At 59.7% G+C, this 20,082-nt stretch carries 16 protein-coding genes; all 16 read right to left on the bottom strand.

Annotated elements, in window-relative coordinates:
- Nucleotides 1-11: 11 nt before the first annotated feature.
- The 16 genes from HYZ49_21245 to HYZ49_21320 all read right to left on the bottom strand — a co-directional run bounded on the left by HYZ49_21245 (nucleotide 12) and on the right by HYZ49_21320 (nucleotide 20,054).
- Nucleotides 12-2,669 (bottom strand): GAF domain-containing protein, encoded by a 2,658-nt coding sequence (locus HYZ49_21245; protein ID MBI3244812.1) that lies wholly within the window; start codon nucleotides 2,667-2,669, stop codon nucleotides 12-14.
- Nucleotides 2,670-2,724: 55 nt separating this feature from the next.
- Nucleotides 2,725-3,171, bottom strand: a complete 447-nt coding sequence (locus HYZ49_21250) for a response regulator (GenBank protein ID MBI3244813.1) — start codon at nucleotides 3,169-3,171, stop codon at nucleotides 2,725-2,727.
- A 14-nt stretch (nucleotides 3,172-3,185) separates the two neighbouring features.
- On the bottom strand, nucleotides 3,186-5,981 hold the full coding sequence (locus HYZ49_21255; protein ID MBI3244814.1) for a PAS domain S-box protein: 2,796 nt from the start codon (nucleotides 5,979-5,981) through the stop codon (nucleotides 3,186-3,188).
- A gap of 194 nt (nucleotides 5,982-6,175) precedes the next feature.
- Nucleotides 6,176-6,493, bottom strand: a complete 318-nt coding sequence (gene eutM / locus HYZ49_21260; protein MBI3244815.1) for an ethanolamine utilization microcompartment protein EutM — start codon at nucleotides 6,491-6,493, stop codon at nucleotides 6,176-6,178.
- A gap of 86 nt (nucleotides 6,494-6,579) precedes the next feature.
- A complete protein-coding gene (gene eutL, locus HYZ49_21265) occupies nucleotides 6,580-7,236 on the bottom strand; it encodes an ethanolamine utilization microcompartment protein EutL (protein MBI3244816.1) in 657 nt (218 codons plus the stop codon).
- A gap of 268 nt (nucleotides 7,237-7,504) precedes the next feature.
- Nucleotides 7,505-8,428 carry an ethanolamine ammonia-lyase subunit EutC gene (gene eutC, locus HYZ49_21270; protein ID MBI3244817.1) on the bottom strand — a complete coding sequence of 308 codons (924 nt, stop codon included), beginning with the start codon at nucleotides 8,426-8,428 and terminating at the stop codon, nucleotides 7,505-7,507.
- A complete protein-coding gene (locus tag HYZ49_21275; protein ID MBI3244818.1) occupies nucleotides 8,421-8,816 on the bottom strand; it encodes a hypothetical protein in 396 nt (131 codons plus the stop codon). The genes eutC and HYZ49_21275 overlap by 8 nt, the downstream gene beginning before the upstream one ends.
- Nucleotides 8,816-10,186 (bottom strand): ethanolamine ammonia-lyase subunit EutB, encoded by a 1,371-nt coding sequence (locus tag HYZ49_21280; protein ID MBI3244819.1) that lies wholly within the window; start codon nucleotides 10,184-10,186, stop codon nucleotides 8,816-8,818. Before HYZ49_21280 ends, HYZ49_21275 begins: the two co-directional genes overlap by 1 nt.
- Before the next feature lie 140 nt (nucleotides 10,187-10,326).
- Nucleotides 10,327-11,580: an NAD(P)/FAD-dependent oxidoreductase gene (locus tag HYZ49_21285; protein ID MBI3244820.1), complete on the bottom strand. Its 1,254-nt coding sequence runs from the start codon at nucleotides 11,578-11,580 to the stop codon at nucleotides 10,327-10,329.
- The gene (locus HYZ49_21290; protein MBI3244821.1) at nucleotides 11,570-13,027 is read right to left on the bottom strand and encodes an NAD(P)/FAD-dependent oxidoreductase; all 1,458 of its coding nucleotides are present in this window, start codon (nucleotides 13,025-13,027) and stop codon (nucleotides 11,570-11,572) included. Before HYZ49_21290 ends, HYZ49_21285 begins: the two co-directional genes overlap by 11 nt.
- Nucleotides 12,979-14,451: a glycerol kinase GlpK gene (gene glpK, locus HYZ49_21295; GenBank protein ID MBI3244822.1), complete on the bottom strand. Its 1,473-nt coding sequence runs from the start codon at nucleotides 14,449-14,451 to the stop codon at nucleotides 12,979-12,981. The genes HYZ49_21290 and glpK overlap by 49 nt, the downstream gene beginning before the upstream one ends.
- A 101-nt stretch (nucleotides 14,452-14,552) precedes the next feature.
- Nucleotides 14,553-16,127, bottom strand: a complete 1,575-nt coding sequence (locus HYZ49_21300) for an amino acid permease (GenBank protein MBI3244823.1) — start codon at nucleotides 16,125-16,127, stop codon at nucleotides 14,553-14,555.
- A gap of 272 nt (nucleotides 16,128-16,399) precedes the next feature.
- A complete protein-coding gene (locus HYZ49_21305; protein ID MBI3244824.1) occupies nucleotides 16,400-17,839 on the bottom strand; it encodes an ethanolamine ammonia-lyase reactivating factor EutA in 1,440 nt (479 codons plus the stop codon).
- A 53-nt stretch (nucleotides 17,840-17,892) separates the two neighbouring features.
- Nucleotides 17,893-18,969 carry a hypothetical protein gene (locus tag HYZ49_21310; protein MBI3244825.1) on the bottom strand — a complete coding sequence of 359 codons (1,077 nt, stop codon included), beginning with the start codon at nucleotides 18,967-18,969 and terminating at the stop codon, nucleotides 17,893-17,895.
- Between the two features lie 87 nt (nucleotides 18,970-19,056).
- Nucleotides 19,057-19,308: a hypothetical protein gene (locus tag HYZ49_21315; GenBank protein MBI3244826.1), complete on the bottom strand. Its 252-nt coding sequence runs from the start codon at nucleotides 19,306-19,308 to the stop codon at nucleotides 19,057-19,059.
- Between the two features lie 17 nt (nucleotides 19,309-19,325).
- Nucleotides 19,326-20,054 carry a WecB/TagA/CpsF family glycosyltransferase gene (locus HYZ49_21320; GenBank protein MBI3244827.1) on the bottom strand — a complete coding sequence of 243 codons (729 nt, stop codon included), beginning with the start codon at nucleotides 20,052-20,054 and terminating at the stop codon, nucleotides 19,326-19,328.
- Between the last annotated feature and the right edge of the window lie 28 nt (nucleotides 20,055-20,082).

Here is a 20,082-nt window from a genome sequence, read left to right on the forward strand (position 1 = left end):
AAGCAAAAGTGTTATCGCCCAGCCGGCAGTTTCAATGGGCCGGTTTCGGGTTTTTCGTCGGCGGGGAGCCAGATTTTGAACGTGGTTCCCCCGCCAATCTTGCTGTCCACTTCGATGTGGCCGTTGTGGCGCTGGACTATATCATAAGTGATCGCCAGCCCCAGCCCGGTGCCGCCCTGCTTGGTGGTGAAGAACGGGTCGAAGATATTATCCTTGTTTGCCGGATCAATGCCAATGCCGGTATCGGCAATGGTGAGCAAAACTTTGCCGTCGGGCCGGACGTGGCTGGCGTTGAGGGCAAGTTGCCCGCCGTCGGGCATGGCCTCAACGGCGTTGAGGCACAGGTTGAGGACAACCTGCTTGAGTTGATCGCGAACGGCAGGCACGTAAGGCAGAGACGGGTTGGGGTTGAAGATGAATTCGATGTTGTTGTGGCGCAGGTGAGTGTTGATCAACCGTTGCACCTCGACGATCAACGAGTTGACGGACTCCAACCGGAACTCTTCACTGATGGTGGGGCGGTAGGTTTCGCGCAGGCGGCCAATCAGATCGGCCATGCGGTCGGCTTCGGTGAGGGCCACGCGCAGGTCGTCGTGGGCCTGGGCGCTCAAAGCCGGTTCCTGCCGCACGAGGAAGAGCGCATTCTGAATGGCTTGCAGGGGGTTGTTGAGTTCGTGGGCCACCGAGGCCACCAGGCGGCCCATAGCGGCCAGCTTTTCGGTTTGCACCATTTGGGCGCGGGCGGCCTGTTCCTGTTTGAGAGCCTTTTCCAGATCGGTGACCAGGCGCGCGTTTTCAATGGCCACGCTCAATTGCTGGCCGATGCTGATCAACCAGTTAAAGTCACTGCGATCCAGAAGCCGCTCGACGCCAGATTCGACGATGAGCACGCCCAGCGTTTGCTCGGCCCGGATCAAGGGGACGCCGACGAGTGATTGCACCCCGCCGATGACTTCCACGTAGTCCGGGTCTTTCGTCACGTCTGGCGCAAACACCGGCTGGCCGGTGCGAGCCACCCGGCCACGAATGCCTTGATCGATCCGAACGATTTGAAGCGGCGCCTGATAGCCTTGTTGCACTTGCAACACCAGCATATCTTTGCTGAGGAGGTAAACGCTCACGCCTTTGTAATTGGCGATGGAGGCGATGGTGGCTACTACCGCTTCCAGCATTGCCGACAGGTTGAGGCGGCTGATGAGGGTCTGAGTCACCTTTTGCAGGGCTTCGGCTTCTTCGGCCCGGCGGCGTTCCACTTCAAACAGGCGGGCGTTTTCGATGGCTAACGCGGCCTGCACCCCAAGCGTGGTGAAGAGTTGCTCGTCATCGGTGGAGAAGGTGCGGGGCGCGGCGCTACTGGCGCTCAGCGTGCCCAGGCGGCGGGTGCCGCTTTGCACCGGGGCCACCAGCAGGGAGCGCAAATGAATCGCCACGCCGAGTCGCAGGTAGCGCGGGTCGGTGTGTGTGTCACGGACGTTGATGACCACCCCTTCTTCGATGACGCGCCCGGCAATGCCTTCGCCGGGGCGCATTGAAAAATCGGGGCGGCCCAACACATCCACCAGGCCGGCGACCGCCGCCGGGCGCAGGGCCTGACTCTCTTCGTCCAGCAAATGGATCACCGCCCGCTCCACTTTAGGGATGATCTGGTGAACCGAATCGACGATCAGTTGAAGAATCTGATCAAGGTCGAGGGTGCTACTCAGGGCGCGGCTGATGGCGCCAATGGCTTCGCTTTCCTGCAGGCGGCGGCGGGTGCGTTCGTGCCGCCGGGCGTTGCCAATGGCAATGGCCGCCCAGCTTGAGGCGGCTTCCAACAAACGCTGGTCGTCGTTGGAAAAAGTTTCGGGCTTGAGGTTGATGGCTTCCATCACGCCGATGATTTCGTCGCCCAGCTTGAGCGGGACAGCCAGGAAGGACTGGGAACTGTGGCCGTTGCCATCGTCAATTCCGGGGTCGGGCGTTTTCTGTTCCGGCCCGTCCGTCATCCAAACCGGGTGGCCCGTTTGCACCACTTCGCCGGCGATGCCAATGTTGGCCGGGATGCGTTGGCCGCGCAGGCGCTCGGCGCGCGCGCCGCTCACTCCGGCAAACACCAGCTCATCCTCTTCCAAAAGCAAAATGGAAATCTCTGTGCCCAGCAGGGGAACCAGCTTATCAATAAGCTGGCGAAGCACGGTTTCCAGTTCCAGGCTGGCGGCTACTTCCTGGCCCACCTGGCTGAGAACGGCGAGGTGGCGGGTGACACGGTCGAACAGGGTTTCGCTCTGTCGCAAAGCGTGTTCAGCCTGTTGTTTGGCGTCGCGCGAGGCGCGGGCGCGCCAGGCCCGGCCCGCCGCCGCGCCCAGCCGGGCGGTATCGTCTTTCGAGGCCACGTCATCTGCGCCGCGCCGCAAACATTCGGCGATGGTTTGGTCGTCGGCATTCTCGGCGATGACGAGGACGGGCAGGTCAATGTTGTGCTCGCGCAAGAGGTCGAGCGCGCGCAAAGAACCGGGTTGAGAAGTTGAAAGGGGGGAGAGGATTAAGTCGGGGGCCTGGGCCAGCCCGGCCAGGTAGCCGGCTTCATCGGTCGCCGAAAAGCAAGCGGTGTCGAATCCGGCCTGGCGGAGGAGTGATGCGCCGTCGGCAATTTGATCGCCTAGAATAAGAACTCGAAGAGGGTCGGCCATGTCGGGTGATTGTATTGTAGATCGCCAATTTTTGCGCCGGGGTTTTAAAATCGTTTCAGCTTCCTTGCGGCGGGTGGTTGAGCGACAGCCAATATTGGCCCACCTGCCGCACAGTTTCGGTGAAACTTTCGAAATCCACTGGTTTGACGATGTAGCTGTTCGCGCCCAGTTCGTAACTTTGAGCAATGTCGCGCGCTTCGCGAGAGGTGGAAAGCATGATGACCGGAAGCTGGCGGGTGCGGGTATCCGACTTGAGGCGCTGTAGAACTTCCAGCCCGTCTACTTTAGGCAGTTTGAGATCCAGCAAAATCAGTTTTGGAAGGCGGCCTGGCGGGCGAGGGTCTTGAGGGTCAGAGCCGAAAATAAAATCAAGGGCTTCGGCTCCGTCCCGCGCAACTTCGATGCGTTTGACCAGTTGAGTCCGTTTCAGGGCGCGCAGGGTCAACTCCAGGTCGTTCGGGTTATCTTCTATCAACAGAATTTCCACTTCATCATGCCGCATAAGCAACTCTCGCTTCAGATTGTGAAGTAAAAGGTTGCGCCCTCATCCAGCCCGGCTTCGGCCCAAACCCGTCCGCCGTGCCGCTGGATGATGCGTTGAACGATGGCCAGGCCGACGCCCGTGCCTTCGTAATCTTCGGCGCGGTGCAGGCGCTGGAATACACCGAAGAGTTTGTGCGCGTACTTCATGTCGAAGCCCACGCCGTTGTCTTTGACGAAGTATACGGTTTCGCCGTCTTCCCGGCAGGAGCCGATTTCGATGCGGGCCGCTTCACGCTGGCGCGTAAATTTGATGGCGTTGGATAATAGATTGACGACGACTTGTTTAAGCAGAGGCGGGTCGCCCTGGGCGGGGGGCAGGTCGCCGACCACAAATTCCACCTGGCGGCCCTGATAGTCCAGCCGCAGATCGTCAATCGTCTGTTGCGCCAATTCATTCAGGGCGACGGTTTGCTTTTGCACCGGCTGGCGGCTCAGGCGCGAGAAAGCCAGCAAGTCGTCAATGAGTCGGCCCATGCGCCGCGCATTGTCCGTCACCAGGCGGGCGTAGCGTTGCGCTTCCGGGCTGAGTTGAGGCGCGAAGTCTTCGAGGAGGATGCGCGAGAATCCGTCAATGGCCCGCAGTGGGGCGCGCAAGTCGTGAGACACCGAATAGCTGAACGCTTCCAGTTCTTTATTGGCCGCCTCCAGTTGGGCGGTGCGCTCCTCAACCCGCCGCTCCAGTTCTTCGTTGAGTTTGCGAATCTCTTCCTCGGCCAGCTTGCGTTCAGTGATGTCCACCGCCTGGCCAATAATGTATTTGGGCTGGCCGCCGGAATCGCGCAGGAGCGTGGCTTGAATAAGAATGTGGGCGATGTCGCCGCTTTTGCGGATGTAGCGTTTCTCAAGCTGATAGAGCGGAATTTCATTTTGAGCCAGCCGCTTGAACAGAGAGACGTCCGCTTCCACATCGTCCGGGTGGGTGATCTCGACAAATGTCCGGCGCTTAAGCTCTTCCAGAGAATAGCCCACCAGATCGCAGTAGGCCCGGTTGGCGTGGATATAGCGCCCGTCTAAGGTGGTGACAGCCTTGCCGGTGGGCGCCAGATCGAAGAACTGGCGCAGTTGCTCTTCGCTCTCGCGCAAAGCGTCTTCTGTTCGTTTGCGGTCGGTGAGGTCGGTGACGACGGCGATGGCGCCGACAACTTTGCCTTCCTGCCAGCGCGGCGCGCTGGTGGTAAGGGCGTGAATCAGGTTCCCGTCCGTTCGCCTCAGCCTGGCCTCGTAAGAACTGGTTTCGCCGGCTTTGCGCCGGGTATAAGCGTCGAACAGAATCGGATAATCTTCGGGCAGGGTGATGTCTTGCGGCGTCAGGCCGAGCAGGTCTTCGGGCGCGTAGCCGAGCATGTGAGCAAAGGCCGGGTTCACGTAGTCGAAATGTCCGCCGGGGCCGGTGACGGTGACCCCTTGCCCCAGGTTGTTCATCACCGTGAGGGCAAAGTCGCGCTCTCGTTGTAATGCTTCTTCGGCCTGCTGTCGTTCGGCCACCAGCGCCCGGAGAGTCTGGGCCGTTTGCTCAAGTTGCCGGGTGCGTTCGGCCAGCCGCCGCCGTATTTCTTCCACGCGGCGGCGCTCGCTCACTTCTTCGATGACCTGCTGATAGAGCGTTTGTTGGCGGCGCAAGGCCAGGTAAGCGCCGAAAGTTACGGCGAAACCGGTGAAGAGGGTGGTGAGCGCATAAGATTGCCAGGGGGACAAATTCGGTTTCACCAACTCTGTTATCAGTTCAAAGATAAACATGATGATGACGGTGATCACCGTCACTGTCAGCAGGGTGGCTCTCAGCCGGATTTGGGGCGCGACTTGTTCGGGGAGGTCGTCGTGTTCCAGCGGCGAGGGCGCAGTTTGTTCCAGCGATTTGAGGCGCTCGATCAACAACTGCTGAGCATCAACGGCGTGTTTGCGTTCGCGGGTGGCGGCGGCTAAAAGCATGGACACTACGGAGACGGCGTTGACATAGGCCCAAAGGAAGATCAGGTTGGGCTGAGGCGTTTCGCCGGCAAAAGCGCCGTGGCTGTGTGTTGTTCCAAAAATGGCGAGGCCCGATACAATGAAGCTGACGGTGGCCGTTCCACGCGGGCCGAACCGGAGTGCCACCCATATCAAAAACACAAACAGGGCGTAGGCGGCCAGTTGGAGAAAAGCCACAGGAAACAATTCTGAGTCAAAGGCGATTTGACTCAAAACGATCAGTAGGGTCACGAGCGCGCCGGCTTCGATGATTTGCCGGGGCCGCCAGCGAGGCGCGGGCGAAGCGCCCCAGGTGAGCAAGACCGGGGCCATGACCAGAGCGCCCAGTGCGCCTCCCAGCCACCACACCAGCCAGGTGGAGCCAAAAGCAGCCCAGGGCGCCATGCCGGTCAGGCCAATGCTGAGCGCGCCAATAGTGGCGCTGAGAGTGGTGCTAACGACGGCTGAGAAAAAGATGAAATAGAGAACGTCCTGGATTCGATCCAGGGTGTTGTGGAAACGGACGCGGCGAAGCAGGGCCGCGCCGGCCAGAGCTTCGAGGGTGTTGCCGAGGGCGACGCCTATCACAAACCCGGCTGGCGCGCCGGTTGAGGCGTTAGCGAGAAGAGAACCGAGCGCAATGCCCGGCCACAGGCGGTTGCCGTTCAACAGCAGGGCGGCCAGGGCAATGCCGGTTGGCGGCCAGATGAGGGTGACGTTGCCGGAGGCAGTCGCAAACTGCAATCCGAGTTTGGCTGAGACGTAATAGATGACGGCCAGAAGCCCTACACCTCCAACATAGCGCCACGTCGAAAACTTCATCGTCGTTCTCCGAATAAGGCCGGCCTGCGATACAAAATCAGCAGAGGACGAGGCAATTGTGGGTGGAGGAACTGTGGGCTACAGAGTCGAAGGCAAAGTCCGTGGGTAGAGGCCGCTCGTGAACGTCGGCCTGAAGTGCGGCATCCGAGAGCCATGCCGCACTTTTTGATCGCAAGAGCCTTGTTGGAAGTTTTTTATTTGCCCTTGCCGCCAAAACTGCCTTTGGTGTTTTGGGGCAGGATCATTTCCACGTCGGAGTGGGGGCGGGGGATGACGTGGACGGAGACGAGTTCGCCGACGCGCTTGGCGGCGGCGGCCCCGGCGTCGGTGGCGGCTTTGACCGCGCCCACGTCGCCGCGCACCATCACCGTCACGAATCCGCCGCCTACGTATTCACTGCCAATGAGGGTGACGTTGGCGGCTTTGACCATCGCATCCGCGGCTTCCACTGCGCCGATCAGGCCTTTGGTCTCGACCATTCCTAAAGCAATCATTGCGACATCTACGGGCATTTTGGTGTCTCCTTGCGTGTTGGTTAGAAGTTAGAGATTAGAGATTAGAGGATTGGAGATTAACCAATCTCCAATCCTCTAATTCTCTAATACTTGATCGGGTCTCTCGCCACTTCCAGCACCGTTTCGCGGAAGGCGACGGTGGCGGCTTTGCAGGCCGGTTGATCGCCGGTGAGCATGACGCCCATGTAGTTCGTCTCGGAGGGCGGCATGGTAAGGGCGACGATGCGCACGGCGGCGGCCTTGAGGGCGGCGTCGAGGGCGTACACACCCTCGAGCGGCGGCGCGATGAGGTAAGCGATCGGGTCGCCGAGCGGGATGTTGCACACTTTAGAAAGATAAGTGCCGGTGCGCGAGATGAGATGCGGGAAGAAGGCAATTGAAGCATCTTCGTTGGCCGAATACCAGATGGCCTCATTCTTCATGTAGCTCAGGGCGGCGCTCAGTCCGGCGCGGACTTCGGCGGGGTTGGGGCCGGCAATGACGGCCAGAATCTCGCCCGACAGCAAACCCGACGCATGTTTGGCTCCGGCGTAGAACGAGCGGGCGTACACCACTTCCACATCGGCCATTTTGGTAGCTTCGTCAACCGAGACGTAAGTGGCGTCGTCGTTGTCGGCCGTGATCAAGCCGATGGATTTTTGCTCCGGCCTGAGCTTCAACTGCTCGGCGAAGTTCGGGTCAACGTTCGGGATCATGCGAACGGCGAGAGGGGTGGCGTAGATGGGATCGAGAACGGCCATAGAATCTCCAGAGAATAGAAGTCAGAGGTCAGATTGTTGGATGGTTTGGCTGGAATAGTCCGCCAGTTTTCAATGAGACGATAGAGCATTTTGCAAATGACAACGTAGTCTTCAGTTAGAATGTTGCAGGTCTCTACTTTGGCATATTCGAGTTCACAAGCAATTTCAATATGCACAACCATTTCGTTCGCTGAACCAAGCGCCACGGAGAGGAAATGCTTGAAATCTTTAGCCGATTTACGCCCCTCTGACTTCCGGCCTCCAACCTCTATTTCGCCGCCAGCTTCAACTTCACCCCGCTGGCCTGATGCTTGATCATCTTTTGCGCGATCTGGATGGTGAAGGCCGCGCCTTCGAGCGGATTGGTGCCGCCGTTGTTGAAGATGTTGCACACCACGTCGCGGTCGGCGTCGGTGTCGCCGCCTTTTGGACGATAAGCCATGTAGGCGCTCAACGACTCGGCCCGGCCCAGGCCGGGGCGCTCGCCGATGAGCAGAATGACCACATCCGGCTTGAGCAGGTCGCCGATGTCGTTCAGCACGCCCACCCGGCAATATTTGATGAAGAACGGCGTGCCGACCGTCAGCCCGGCAGACTTCGCGCCCTGCATGATGACCGGGAACATTTCACGGGCGTTGGCTTCCACCGCCGCCGCGCTCAACCCGTCGCCGACGACGAGTTGAATGTTGGGCGACTTGGCGCACTTTTCACTGATTGCTTTTTTCGCCTCATCACTCAACTGTCGCCCTAAGTCTGGTCTCAGCAAATACTCCTGCTTGCCGCCCGTGATGTTGGTTTGCACGGTGAACAGGCCCAGGTCGTCGAGCAGTTTCTGATCGACGTCGCGCATTAGGGCATCCTGGGTGATGGCATGGTCGCCCTGAAAGAGCAGGAGCGAGAAGGTGTTGTAGTGCGGTCCGGCGCGGCCCACGCCAATTCGAGACGTCGTCGAAGCGATGAGAGCCTTGACAGCGTCGGCGTCTTTTGGATTCTTGACTCGCGGCTTGTAGCGATGTTCGGGCAGGGTGGGATCGGGAAGATCGATGTTGAGACTTGCCGCCGAGGGCTGTCGAGAAGGGGACGCCGCCACTGGAGGGGCGGTTTCCGCTGAGGCGGGCGGCGTTGCAACTTTGGCCGCCGCCAGTTCTTTGACAACGGCTTCGATGATGGCGTTCAGTTGGGCTTCATCCATGGCGGGCGGCCTCCAGTTGCGCAACGCGGGCTTCAAGTTCTTCTATTCGTTCTTGCAGAGTTATTTGATCGACACGATGTCTTTTGGTGGTAACGGTCAGTTCGGCAATGTTATCGCTAGTCTTTTCCAGGCGGCTAAAAGCGTTTCCCACATCGTTTTTCAGAAGTCTCGTCGCTTCTTCCAGTTTGGCGACACGGGCTTCCAAAGCAGTGATGCGTTGGTTGATCTGGCGGAATTCTTGTTGAATGAGCGCGGCCTGATGGTCGAAAGCGGCATCAAGCTTTTCGTCAGTAACAGTCTTTGCCAGACGGGCCTCAACAGGCGCGAGCGCTTCCTGAATTACTTCGCGCACAACCTTTCTAATTTCATTCTGGTTTTGTGTTTCCATCACTGCCTCTTCAAAAAGAACGTCGGGTCTCCCGCCTTCTCAGTCAGCACCCCGTTCTTCATCAGGCCGATGTCTACCATCCAGGCTTCGAACTCGGGCGCGGGGCGCAGGCCGAAGAGTTGACGCAAAGTCGGGGCGTCGTGGTAGCTAGTGCATTGGTAGGAGAGCATCGAGTCGTCGCCCATCGGCACGCCCATGAAGTAGTTGCAACCGGCGGCGGTGAGCATCACCGCCAGGTTCTCGATGGCGTTCTGGTCGGCGCGGGCGTGGTTGGTGTAGCAGGCGTCAACGCCCATCGGGATGCCGGTCAGCTTGCCCATGAAGTGATCTTCGAGACCGGCGCGCTGAATCTGGCGGGCGTCGTAGAGATATTCGGGGCCGATGAAGCCGACGACGGTGTTGACCTGATAAGGATGCCAACGTTTGGCGAGGCCGTAATTGCGGGCCTCGAGGGTGAGTTGATCCCAGCCGTTGTGCGCTTCAGCCGAGAGGGCCGAGCCTTGCCCGGTTTCAAAATACATGAAGTTGGGGCCGGCGGGGAAGCAATATTTTTTGGCGAGAGCGTAAGCTTCATCCAACATGCCGACGGAGATGCCGAAGGAGTCGTTGCCCTTCTGCGACCCGGCGATGGATTGAAAGACCAGGCCGACCGGCGAGCCGGATTGCAGGCATTTCATCTGGGTGGTGACGTGAGAGAGGACACAGTTCTGGGTCGGAATGTTCCACGTCTTGATCACGTCGTAAGTCATGTCGAGCAGGCGGGCGACGGAGCCGTACGAGTCGTCCACGGGGTTGATGCCGATGACCGAGTCGCCGGAGCCGTAAGACAGGCCCTCGTAAATTTCGGCGCGGATACCTTCGGGCGAGTCGGTGGGGTGGTTGGGCTGGTTGCGGCTGGAGAGCGTGCCGGGCGCGCCGATGGTGTTGGCGCAGTGGGCGGTGCGCGGAATCTTTTTGGCGCAATACATCAAGTCCAGGTTGGACATGAGTTTGGTGACGGCAGAGATCATTTCGGCGGTGAGGCCGGTGGAGAGGCGCTGGATCATGCCGCTGGTGGTGGTGTCGGCCAGAAGCCATTCGCGCAGTTGCCCCACCGTCCAATCCTTGATCTCGTTGTAGGATGTTTCGTTCACGGCGTCCTGAATCACCCGCGTGACTTCATCTTGATCGTAAGGGACAGCCGGGTTTTCGCGCAAGACCTGCAGTGGCACTTCGGCCAGAACGAAACGAGCGGCCACCCGCTCGGCGGTCGTCTCGGCGGCCACCCCGGCCAGCCGGTCACCGCTCTTTTCCTCGTTGGCCTTGCCCATGAGGAGACGGATGTCGGGGAATTCGTAAGTCTTGCCGTGAAGTTTGGTGCGAAGGAGCATGAGACCTCAATTCAATAAAGGACTACTCTTCACAGTCGGCACAGTTGGGTATGCTTGCTCAAGCCGGTGGCCGGTTGGGAGGCACAAAGTATAGCCGAGAGATTGATCTCCCTCAAGCACAAATTTTGAACCATTTGCATCTACAAGTTTACGCGCAAACTCAAGGCCTCGCCGCCTGGCTGGGCGTCTTTCACCCACTCGCCGGAAAAGCGCATGGACTCGTTGACGATCAGGTGGCGGAACGTTTGAGTGTGCAAGAGACGTTCGCCCTGATAGACTTGCACCTGAGCCTCACGGCGAAATTCGCGGGCGCGGAAAAGGAAACTGCTTGAAGGCGAATCGGCGGCCACGATGTTGGGGGACACCCACGCAAGAGGCGGCTCCACCTGAAGCGACAGGCCGTGTTCCGGCCACTGTCCGCCGCGCAGGAATTGGGCGATATGATGCGCGGCGCGTCTGCCCTCCAACGCGGCCCAGTCCGCTGTCTCCGCGCCGCGCAGGAGGTTGCCCGCCGCAAACACGCCGCGCTTGGACGTATGAAATGCGCCGTCAATCTGTGGCCCGCGCGTCCCCGGATCCATTTCCAGGCCGCCGAGGCGGGCGGTTTCGTGTTCCGGAATCCAGTCCCCGGTAAAAACGACGGTGTCACAGTCAATCCTTTCGATGCGGCCCGAGTCGAGATGGGTGAGTTCGATGCCCTCGACGCGCTTGTAGCCGATGATGTTGCTCACCTTCGCGCGCGGCACAACCGGCGTGCGCGTGAGCAGGTCGGCCAACAACCACTTCATGGGCCGATACGGAAAATAGAGTTGAGGCTCAGGCAGTTCCGTGACCATCATGGCAACCGGAATCTTTATGCTCGTCAGAGTCATCAAAGCTGAAAGACTGACCAACTCCGCGCCGACGATGACCGCCCGCCGCCCGACTCCGGCGCTGCCGAGATGATGCTCGTGGGCAAAGCGCTGCAACGAGCCGGTGGTGAACACGCCCGCTGGCCGACTGCCCGGAACCAGCCGCGCCGAGCGCGGGCGCTCGCGACAGCCTGTGGCGAGCAACACGGCGCGGGCTTCAATCTCGCCCAGGCCCTGTGGGCTGGTGAACGACAGCCTGTTTGGCCCCTGCCAGCCAGTGAGGGTAGTGTTAGTGTAAACAGGGACGCCCGCCTCTTGCACCAGACGATGATAGCGTCTTGCATAATCGGGACCGGAGAGGAGGAGGCGCAGATCGCGCAGGCCAAAGCCGATGTGATGACACAATCGCGGGATGCCGCCAGCTTCCGGCTCACGGTCGGCCACGACAACATCGCCCACGCCGAGTCGCTTCAACTCAATAGCCGCCGCCAGCCCGGCCGGGCCGGCGCCGACAATGAGGACTTCGGCGTGCTCAGGCAACATGATCCTGCTCCAGCATCATCAGTTGGCTCGGATTTTGATTCGTTTCACGCGCCAACAATGACACGACTGCGCCGTGACAGTTGAAACCCTGACAACGCCCTTGCAGAACACGGGTGCGCCGCCTCAAGCCGTCCACCGTTCGCGCTGGAATAACCGTTCGAGTCGCGGCCAGAATTTCGCCAAGCGTCACACGCTCGCAATGGCAAACAATCTGACCATAGGTTGGGTTGGCCGCGATCATCTCGGCTGATTGATACGGGCGCGTGGCTGCTTCGCCAATGTTCGGCATGCGAATTGATTTGAATTGCAGCTTGGGCTTCAATGTAAGCCCTGCCTCTTGCAGAAGTCCGGCCACATATTCCGCGATGCCGAGTGAGGCCGACACGCCCGTGGAGCGGATGCCGCCCACGCACACGTAGCGTTGTCCGGCGTGCAACCGAATTTGATAGTCGCTATGCTCGGTGGCGGCGCGCAGTCCGGCGTAAGTAGCCGTCACTTCTTCGTTCAGCAACTCAGGTAGAATGGCCCGGCCTTTCTCCAACAACGTCTGCAAGCCGCTGGCGCTTGTGCTTGTGGCGGTCTTGTCGGGCAGGTCTTCGGCAGTAGGGCCGAGCAGAACGTTGCCGTACACGGTTGGGCTGATGAGGACGCCTTTGGTTTTGGCAGTAGGGACAGGCAACAAAATGTGATTGATCAGCGAGCGGGCGAATTTGTCGAAGACGATCAGCTCGCCCCGGCGCGGAGTGACGATGAAATCATGATGACCCAGCAGGCGATCAATCTCATCTGAATAGAGTCCGGCGGCGTTGATGATCCAGCGGCACTCGACACTGCCGCCCGGCCCGCCGAGGACGTGGAAGCCGTCTCGTGACTGGATGGCCTTCACCGAATGATTCAGTTTGAGTGTTATGCCGTTGACAACGGCTTGGGTGGCGCAAGCCAGCGGAACGGTGTAGGTGCAAAGCACGTGCTCACCAGGGACAAGCATGCCGCCCAGCGCGCCGGGGCCGAGGCGAGGTTCAAGGCGGTAGACTTCGTCGGCGGCAATTAAATATACGTCGGCGACCCCGTTTTGTTTGGCTTTATCGAGCAGGGCGGGCAGAGTCGCAAGTTGCTCTTCGCTCCAGGCGATCAGCAATCCGCCCGTGCGCTCAATGGGAATGCCGGCCTCGGGCGCAAACTGCTCCATGAGGGCGTAACTGCGGCGCATGAGCCGCGCTTCGAGCGAGCCGGGCTTGGCGTCAAAGCCGGTGTGCCAGATGGCAGTGCTGGCTTTGGACGTGCCCATGCCCACGTCGGGCGCGGCTTCGAGGAGGGCAATGTTTAGTTCGTAACGGGAAAGTTCGCGGGCAATCGCCGAGCCAACTGCGCCCCCGCCGATGACGGCGACATCGTAGATCATGCCCAACCGTGATAGCGCCCGAGGGCCGCCAGCGCCTTTCCCCATCGTTCCAGCCGTCGCTGACGTTCACCGTCGTCTATTTTTGGGCGATACACCGCCTCGGCCTGCCAGCGGGCGGCCAGCTCTTCGAGTGAGAGGCCGAGGGCCGAATGCCCGGCCAGGTTGGCAATGCCAATGGCCGTCGCTTCACGGGCGGCAGACACGCGGACTTCGAGGTTCAACAAGTCGGCGATGGCCTGCATGAGATACGGATTGCCCGACGGGCCGCCATCTACTTTAAGATGTGCCGGCGACTGACCCGCGTCCTGGGCCATGGCCGTCACCACTTCGTAAACGCGGCAGGCGATGCCATCGAGGGTGGCGCGGGCGATGTCGGCGGGCGCCGTTCCACGGCTGAGACCGAAGATCGCGCCGCGAGCATCGGCCCGCCAGTGCGGGGCGGCTAAACCCTGCAAGGACGGCACAAAGACAACGTCAGAGTCTGTGGATTGAGAGGCGGCCTCGGCGCTGGCGGCTACGTTCGGCAGGAGGCGCAGGCTTTCGGCGATCCACTGCACCGCCGAGCCGGTGACAAAGATGCCGCCGTCGAAGGCGTAGGCCGTCTGGTCGCCGAAGCGCCAGGCGACGGTGGTGAGCAGGCCGTTGTTCGAGAGGCGCATCTCGCCGCCGATGTTCATGAGCAGGAAACTGCCGGTGCCAAAGGTGCATTTCATCTCGCCGGGCTTGAAGCATGCTTGGCCGAACAACGCCGCCTGCTGGTCAACAAGCAGAGCGTGCAATGGCAAAGGTTTGCCGACGCCAAAATCAAGATCGCCTGCGTGCCCCGCCGAGGGGACTACTTTGGGCAAGATGGATCGGTTAGCGCCGAAGAGCGAAAGCAGATCGTCATCCCAGTCAAAACGATTGGCGTCGAACAACAGGGTGCGTGAGGCGGTGGAGGGATCGGTGAGGTGCAATTTGCCGCCGCTGAGATTCCAAATCACCCAGGTCTCGGTGGTGCCAAAGCGGGCGCGGCCACTTTGCACAGCGTCGCGCAAGGCCGGGTCTTGTTCCAGGGCATAACGCAATTTGGGCGCAGAAAAATAACTGTCGAGGAGCAGGCCGGTCTTGCGGCGCAGGGCGTTGTGATCAACCTGACTGGCGATGGCTTCGCATACCGAGACGCCGCGCTTGTCCTGCCAGACGATGGCCGGGGTGAGGGGCTGGCCGGTGTCGGCGTCCCAGACGACGAATGTTTCGCCCTGGTTGTCAAAGCCGACGGCGGCAATTTCGTATTTTTCAATCAGTGGCGCGACGGCTTCGCGCACCGTCCTCACAATATCGTCCGGCTCTTGTTCCACCCAGCCCGGTTGCGGGAAGCGGGCGGGCAATTGCACCGAGTTCTTGGCGACGAGGCGGCCAGTGTCAGAAGCGACGAGGACGGCGGTGGTTTGGGTGGTGCCCTGGTCAATGCCGAGAAGGTGGGGCATGGAATAAAAAGAGGATTGGAGAATCAGAGAATTGGTTGACGCCAATCCTCAATTCTCCAATCCTCTAATTGCTCACAAAGCGCGCGACAGACGGAGGGCAATCAGTCAGCCGCGCTATCTTTATACTTGGCTTCAATATCCGAGATCATCTTCTGGCGTTGCTCGATCTTATCGCCCATCGGCACACCCTCAAAGCGGTTGCGTTCAAGGGCATACCACAAAATGACCATGACTACGATCATGCCAACTGTGAGATAGAACACCTTCTCGTTAGGCGGGAAGAAACCGGTAATGGCCAGCACAATGCCGCCCAACACGGCAATCACCGCATTGGGTTTAGACCATGCTCCAAGGTTGAAAGGCCCTTTCTCTTTCCAGGTTTTGCCTTCGGCAAGGAAGCCGGCCGCGATTGGCATCACGTATGATAGATAGAGGAACACGGCGCAACCTGTAGCCAATACAAAGAAGGCGTTGCCGTAGAGTGTGGAAACCCAAGCTAATACGATGCTGGTCCAAATCGCATAGGTGGGTGTGCGATATTGCGTGCTCACATGTGAGAGGACATTTGAGAAGGGCAGGCCGCCGTCGCGGGCAAAGGCAAACATCATGCGGGAGCAAGAGGTCAGGCCGGCCAAAGCACACAGGTAGTTGGAAACCGTCAAGCCAATGCTAAGGATAATCCGTAGCCAACCCGGCATTTTAGAGGCGTCATACAAGTAGAACCATGAATTGCCGCCTGTGGCCGCGCCCTCAGCTATGTTAGGCATCACCAGCACGAATGTGGAAACCATTACAAATCCAAAGATCCATGACCACAAAACAGCTGACCACATACCCTTTGGCACGTTGACCTGCGCGTCGCGCGTCTCCTCTGAGGTATGCGCCGACGCATCAAAGCCGGTGATGGTATATAACACAAACAGCAAGCCGAGCAGGAAGGCAAAGACACTTGCTTCTGTGCGCACCGGGAAATAAGAGCCGCCGGCTGGGCCTGTGTAGTTTGTGAATGCGAAGAGGCGTGAGAAATCCAACGACACAGGTGAGTAAATCAGCAGGGTGCCCGTCAACAGGATGGCGACCACAAAGATCAGGTAACCGCTGAAATCCGTCAATATGGTAGTGAGTTTGATGCCATAGTGATTTAACAGCGCCTGTGAAATCAGTATGCCGGCGATAAAAATCGTCTGCCACATGTCAATGACAAAGCCGGGAGTGATAGTAAGCACCCAACTCGAAAAATCCAGGTTGGGAAACATCGGCGTCAAAATCAACGGTTTAAGGAACAGAGCATAGACGCCCCAGTCAACCGACGAAACCACAAAGATTAAGCCTAACAGGTTGAACCACGCCGTTGCCCATCCCCATGCTTTTCCGCCCAGAATGGACCCCCAATGATATAGGCCGCCGGCGGTTGGGTAAGCGGAGGCAATTTGCCCCATCCCGAAGGCGACAATCATGGCAACGGCGCCTCCGAAGAGCCAGCCTATAGAAACGGAAAAACCGCCGCCGGCGCTCAAGGCAGCAGGAAAGGCTGTGATGCCGCCCGCCAGAATACAGATGATCGAGAAGGAAATCGCGAAATTCGAGAACAGGCTCATCCGGCGAGCCAGTTCCTGGGCATAGCCCATCTTATGCAAATGTTTCTTATCGTCCTCAAGGTGTGTTTGACCCGACATGTAACAATTCTCCTCTCAAGATTAGTAATTTGGTTTACACGCAATCGCGTGAGCTACCCAGCCCCCAAAAAAACAGCGCCGTTCGGCCCGCCAAAGAGCGGGGAACAGGCGCTGTGTCAGGTGGCGGCCTTTGTCCCGGCGCAAGGCGCCGAAGAGGCCGCAAAACATACCCGGCACCAGAATGGCCGGGAACCAATAAAAGATAAATGTCCCATTATTGCCATTAATAACCCCACGCTTGGGGAATAGTGACGGCAGAAGAAAACAAGGCCCTAATGATAGAAAATCAACGTCTTCACGCTCAACGGCACTACCCGCCCGTCCATCATCGGCGCACCCACGTCAATGTAGTCGCCCTCCTGCAGGCCCACCTGGTCAATCACCAGCAGGGGCCGGTCGGGGGCCATGGCCTTCACCGTCTGGCCCAGCGCCTGGGCGTAATCGTGCTCAATAATAGCCACCAGCGGGCGGCCTTCAGGCAGAGTCCGGGCGAACTCGGCCAGGCCGGTGGCAAGCTGGAGAAGCAGGGAATAATTTAGCGATTGATCCAGTTCGAGGGCGACGGCAAAATTGTCCGTAGCCGGATTCACGTCCCAGCGGCGAACGGCGTCGGCAATGGAGGCCGCCATTTGTAGGGGCGGCATCCCGGTGTTCATCACCGGCCTGATCACCGGCAGGTTCTTCATCGGCAAAATCTCGCGCTCGGCCCAGATCGTCGAACCGGACAGGGTGACGGTTTGCGAACTTGCGCCCAGCACGGTAGCCCTCAGCGTCTCTGCCGGTTTGACCGTCTCGTACGTTTTGATCACCGGGTGCTCGCGCAGCGACTCGGCCAACAGCGGCCCCACGTCGTCGTGGAGGGTGGCGTCGTCAACCGAGCGAATCGAAATCGGGCTGTAAAAGTAATGGCCGATGCCGCCCGACAGCATGAGCACCGTGCCTTTGCCGGAGACGGGCGCGGGCGGGGTGAGATACAGCTTTTGGGCCAGAGGCGACCCCGTTCCTTCGATCAGCTCGACAGTGAGATCGGCCATGCGGTCGGTGAAGCGTTTCAAGTCGGCCAGCGACGGCGCACTCCCCGTGACCAATCTCAAACCACAGTCTTCCAGAATGTGCTTTGCCGGTTCGGCGATGTGCCGCACCCGGCCCGTGCTGTGCTCAACTTCCAGGATGCGCCCGCCGTAGTTCATGGCCGCCGCCGCCACCAGCGCCCCGGCGTTGAACAGGGCCGAGTTGGCGCTCCCGCCGCCAATATCAATGCTGATTACTTTGCAGAAGTGTCGTTTGGAATAATCGGTTGCGCCCGCGCCGCGCCCGGCGATAAGCGACTCCAGATGCGGCCCGGCCACTGTCACCACAAACTCGCCGGCCAGCCCGCCCAGCCCGCGCAAAATTTCGTCGGCGTTCTTCTTCTTGGCCGTCTCGCCGGTGATGATGACGGCGCCGGTTTCGATCTGTTTTGGGTCAACGCCTGCCGCCGCATACTCGCGCTTCACCAGGTCGGTCAGGCGGACTACATCAATCGTCTCGCGGTCGGCCAGTGGAGTAAAAGTAATTGGGGATTGGTAGATGACGGATTTGTCGGTGATGCCGATGCGTGGAATCTGGCCGGGGCGCGAGGTGTCGGCGAGGATGAGGCGCGAGAAGACGAGTTGCGTCGTCGTCGTGCCAACGTCAATGCCAACGCTGAGGACGGAACGGGAGTCGGGCATGGTTCAGAGATTGGAGATTAGAGAATTGGAGATTGGAGGCAATCTCCAATTCTCTAATCTCTGTTTTTCAGCGCCTGAAGCGCCGCTTCAACTCCGGCGCGCGAGACGACGTAGTAGGCAATGGGCGCTTTCTGGCGCACTTCGGAGATGCCGGGCGCAGGCTCGGCGGCCTGTTGAACCCAGCCCTGGTCGTCGGGTGACTTGAGCAAGTCCAGCGCCAGTTTTTCCAGTTCAGCCAGCGGCAGTTCCACCAGTTTCTTCACCGCCGTTTCGGTCGGCGAATCGGCAGAGGCGGCTGAGGGGATGGGCGCGGCGGCTGAAACCGTAGTGGAAGTCTCCTTCCGGGCTTTGGCCCTGGCGATCAAATCCACGTATCCCACCCCGCCCAGTTCAAGCACAAAAAGGCCCAGGTTAATCCGCGCCACTTCCGGCGGCACCTGCGGATCAATCAACTCTTGCAAGTCTTTGAGGCGCGCCTCTTCCGCTTCCGCAGCCAGGTTGGTGCGAGTTTTGAGGGTGTAAAGAGCCAACTGATACAGTTCCTGAATCGTCGGATACTGCTCGATCAGCCGGTTGGCGACGACCTGGCGAAAGGTGAAAATCTCCTTGTCAATCTCCTGCCGGCAAAAGTTTTGAAACTGGTCATACAGCCAGCCGAGGTTCAGGGCAATGTCGGAGCCGCCTTCGCCGCCAAACTGCTTGACCAGCGTGAACTTGGTGCGAATTAACGCCGGGAAGCCCACGCCGACGCTGATCGCCAGGAGAAACGGATCGGTGTCGGGCATGTAGGCCCGGACGGCGACGTAGGCCAGCGCCGCCACCGCCGTGTTGAGCAGGATCAAATACATGCCCCAGCGCGCAATAATGGCCTCCCGCCACAAATCCTTGTACGACGCTAACTCGGTCACGCCTACGCCCGCGCCCAGAACGGCGGCGCTGGCCAGAGGCCACAAGAGCGCCAACAGCGCCCGGCCCTGCTCCTGAATCAGAAGCACGAGCGCCACCGGTTGCGGATCCAACCGCTCCAGCGGAAAGGCGAAAAAAATCGCCGCCGTTCCGAGGAGGATTCCCCAGAACGCCGACGCAAAACTGAATCGAAACGGCTGACGAAGGTTACGGACTTCCATCATCACTCACTCACTTTTAGGTGACTGTCACTGGCTCCGAGCGCCCAGAATCTTGCGGTCTTACAGCCAGTGACAGTCACCTTATCACTGCTACTTGCGCTTAATTTGCTTGAACTGGCTCATCGTCCGTTGGGCATTGGCCAGCACCAGCGCCCCATCCACGCTGTCTGGGTCGTCGCGGATGACCACGTAACCCCACTCGGCCATCTGGTTGAGCATGCTCCACGTCTCCTTGGGCGAAAGCCCCGTCTCTGCCGAGAGGCGGCTGGGGCTGGCGGCGCCGGCCTTTTCGATCCAGGCCAGCATCTTCTTTTGGGCATCGTTGAGTTCTTTAGGTTCCATCTGGCTTGCCTCTCCCTTCATTGACGATTATATAGCAAAACAGCTATCGCAAACTGCGGGAGAGCCAGCATTCTTTTCCAGCGCCAGGGCTGGCGAATGAGGCGGTGCAGCCACTCCAGCCCAAGCTTCTGCATCCAGCGCGGCGCGCGCTCGGCCACGCCGGCGACGAAGTCGAATGCCCCGCCCACGCCCATCATCACCGGCACGCGCAAGCGGTCGCGGTTGCGGGCGATCCACTTGTCTTGCGCCGGAGCGCCGTAAGCCACCAACAACACGTCGGGCCGCGCGGCGCGGATGCGGGCGGTAATGGCTTCCTCTTCTTTTGAATCAGGCGACCCGGCCCACGTTCCGGCGACGATCAAGTTGGGATGACGTGATTTGAGAATGGATGCAGTTTGATCGGCCACGCCCTCCGCCGCTCCCAACAAAAACAGCCGCCACCCATGTTTGGCCGCCTCTGTTGCAATGGCCGGAACCAGGTCCGACCCGGCCACCCGCTCGCGCAGAGGCTCGCCCAACACTTTAGACGCCCACAGCAGTCCAACGCCGTCCGGCAAACACAAATCGGCGTCGCGCAAAATCGTCATGAACTCCGAGTCAGCCCGGGCCGCCATCACGAACTCCGGGTTGGCCGTGCAAAGCTGGTGCGGCTGGCGGCTAGTGACGAAGTCAGCAATGAGACTCAGCGTCTCGGCTTGAGTAACGTTGTGAACGGGAACGGAGAGGATGTTTACGGTCGCTGGCATAATTTGGTCAACGGACGCTTCGCGAGCG

This window comes from Chloroflexota bacterium, from assembly GCA_016197225.1.
Taxonomy (GTDB): Bacteria; Chloroflexota; Anaerolineae; order Anaerolineales; family VGOW01; genus VGOW01.

Coding starts and splice junctions, on each gene's coding strand:
- HYZ49_21245 (MBI3244812.1), bottom strand. CDS start 2,669: ATGGCCGACCCTCTTCGAGTTCTTATTCTAGGCGATCAAATTGCCGAC.
- HYZ49_21250 (MBI3244813.1), bottom strand. CDS start 3,171: ATGCGGCATGATGAAGTGGAAATTCTGTTGATAGAAGATAACCCGAAC.
- HYZ49_21255 (MBI3244814.1), bottom strand. CDS start 5,981: ATGAAGTTTTCGACGTGGCGCTATGTTGGAGGTGTAGGGCTTCTGGCC.
- eutM (MBI3244815.1), bottom strand. CDS start 6,493: ATGCCCGTAGATGTCGCAATGATTGCTTTAGGAATGGTCGAGACCAAA.
- eutL (MBI3244816.1), bottom strand. CDS start 7,236: ATGGCCGTTCTCGATCCCATCTACGCCACCCCTCTCGCCGTTCGCATG.
- eutC (MBI3244817.1), bottom strand. CDS start 8,428: ATGGATGAAGCCCAACTGAACGCCATCATCGAAGCCGTTGTCAAAGAA.
- HYZ49_21275 (MBI3244818.1), bottom strand. CDS start 8,816: ATGGAAACACAAAACCAGAATGAAATTAGAAAGGTTGTGCGCGAAGTA.
- HYZ49_21280 (MBI3244819.1), bottom strand. CDS start 10,186: ATGCTCCTTCGCACCAAACTTCACGGCAAGACTTACGAATTCCCCGAC.
- HYZ49_21285 (MBI3244820.1), bottom strand. CDS start 11,580: ATGTTGCCTGAGCACGCCGAAGTCCTCATTGTCGGCGCCGGCCCGGCC.
- HYZ49_21290 (MBI3244821.1), bottom strand. CDS start 13,027: ATGGGGAAAGGCGCTGGCGGCCCTCGGGCGCTATCACGGTTGGGCATG.
- glpK (MBI3244822.1), bottom strand. CDS start 14,451: ATGCCCCACCTTCTCGGCATTGACCAGGGCACCACCCAAACCACCGCC.
- HYZ49_21300 (MBI3244823.1), bottom strand. CDS start 16,127: ATGTCGGGTCAAACACACCTTGAGGACGATAAGAAACATTTGCATAAG.
- HYZ49_21305 (MBI3244824.1), bottom strand. CDS start 17,839: ATGCCCGACTCCCGTTCCGTCCTCAGCGTTGGCATTGACGTTGGCACG.
- HYZ49_21310 (MBI3244825.1), bottom strand. CDS start 18,969: ATGATGGAAGTCCGTAACCTTCGTCAGCCGTTTCGATTCAGTTTTGCG.
- HYZ49_21315 (MBI3244826.1), bottom strand. CDS start 19,308: ATGGAACCTAAAGAACTCAACGATGCCCAAAAGAAGATGCTGGCCTGG.
- HYZ49_21320 (MBI3244827.1), bottom strand. CDS start 20,054: ATGCCAGCGACCGTAAACATCCTCTCCGTTCCCGTTCACAACGTTACT.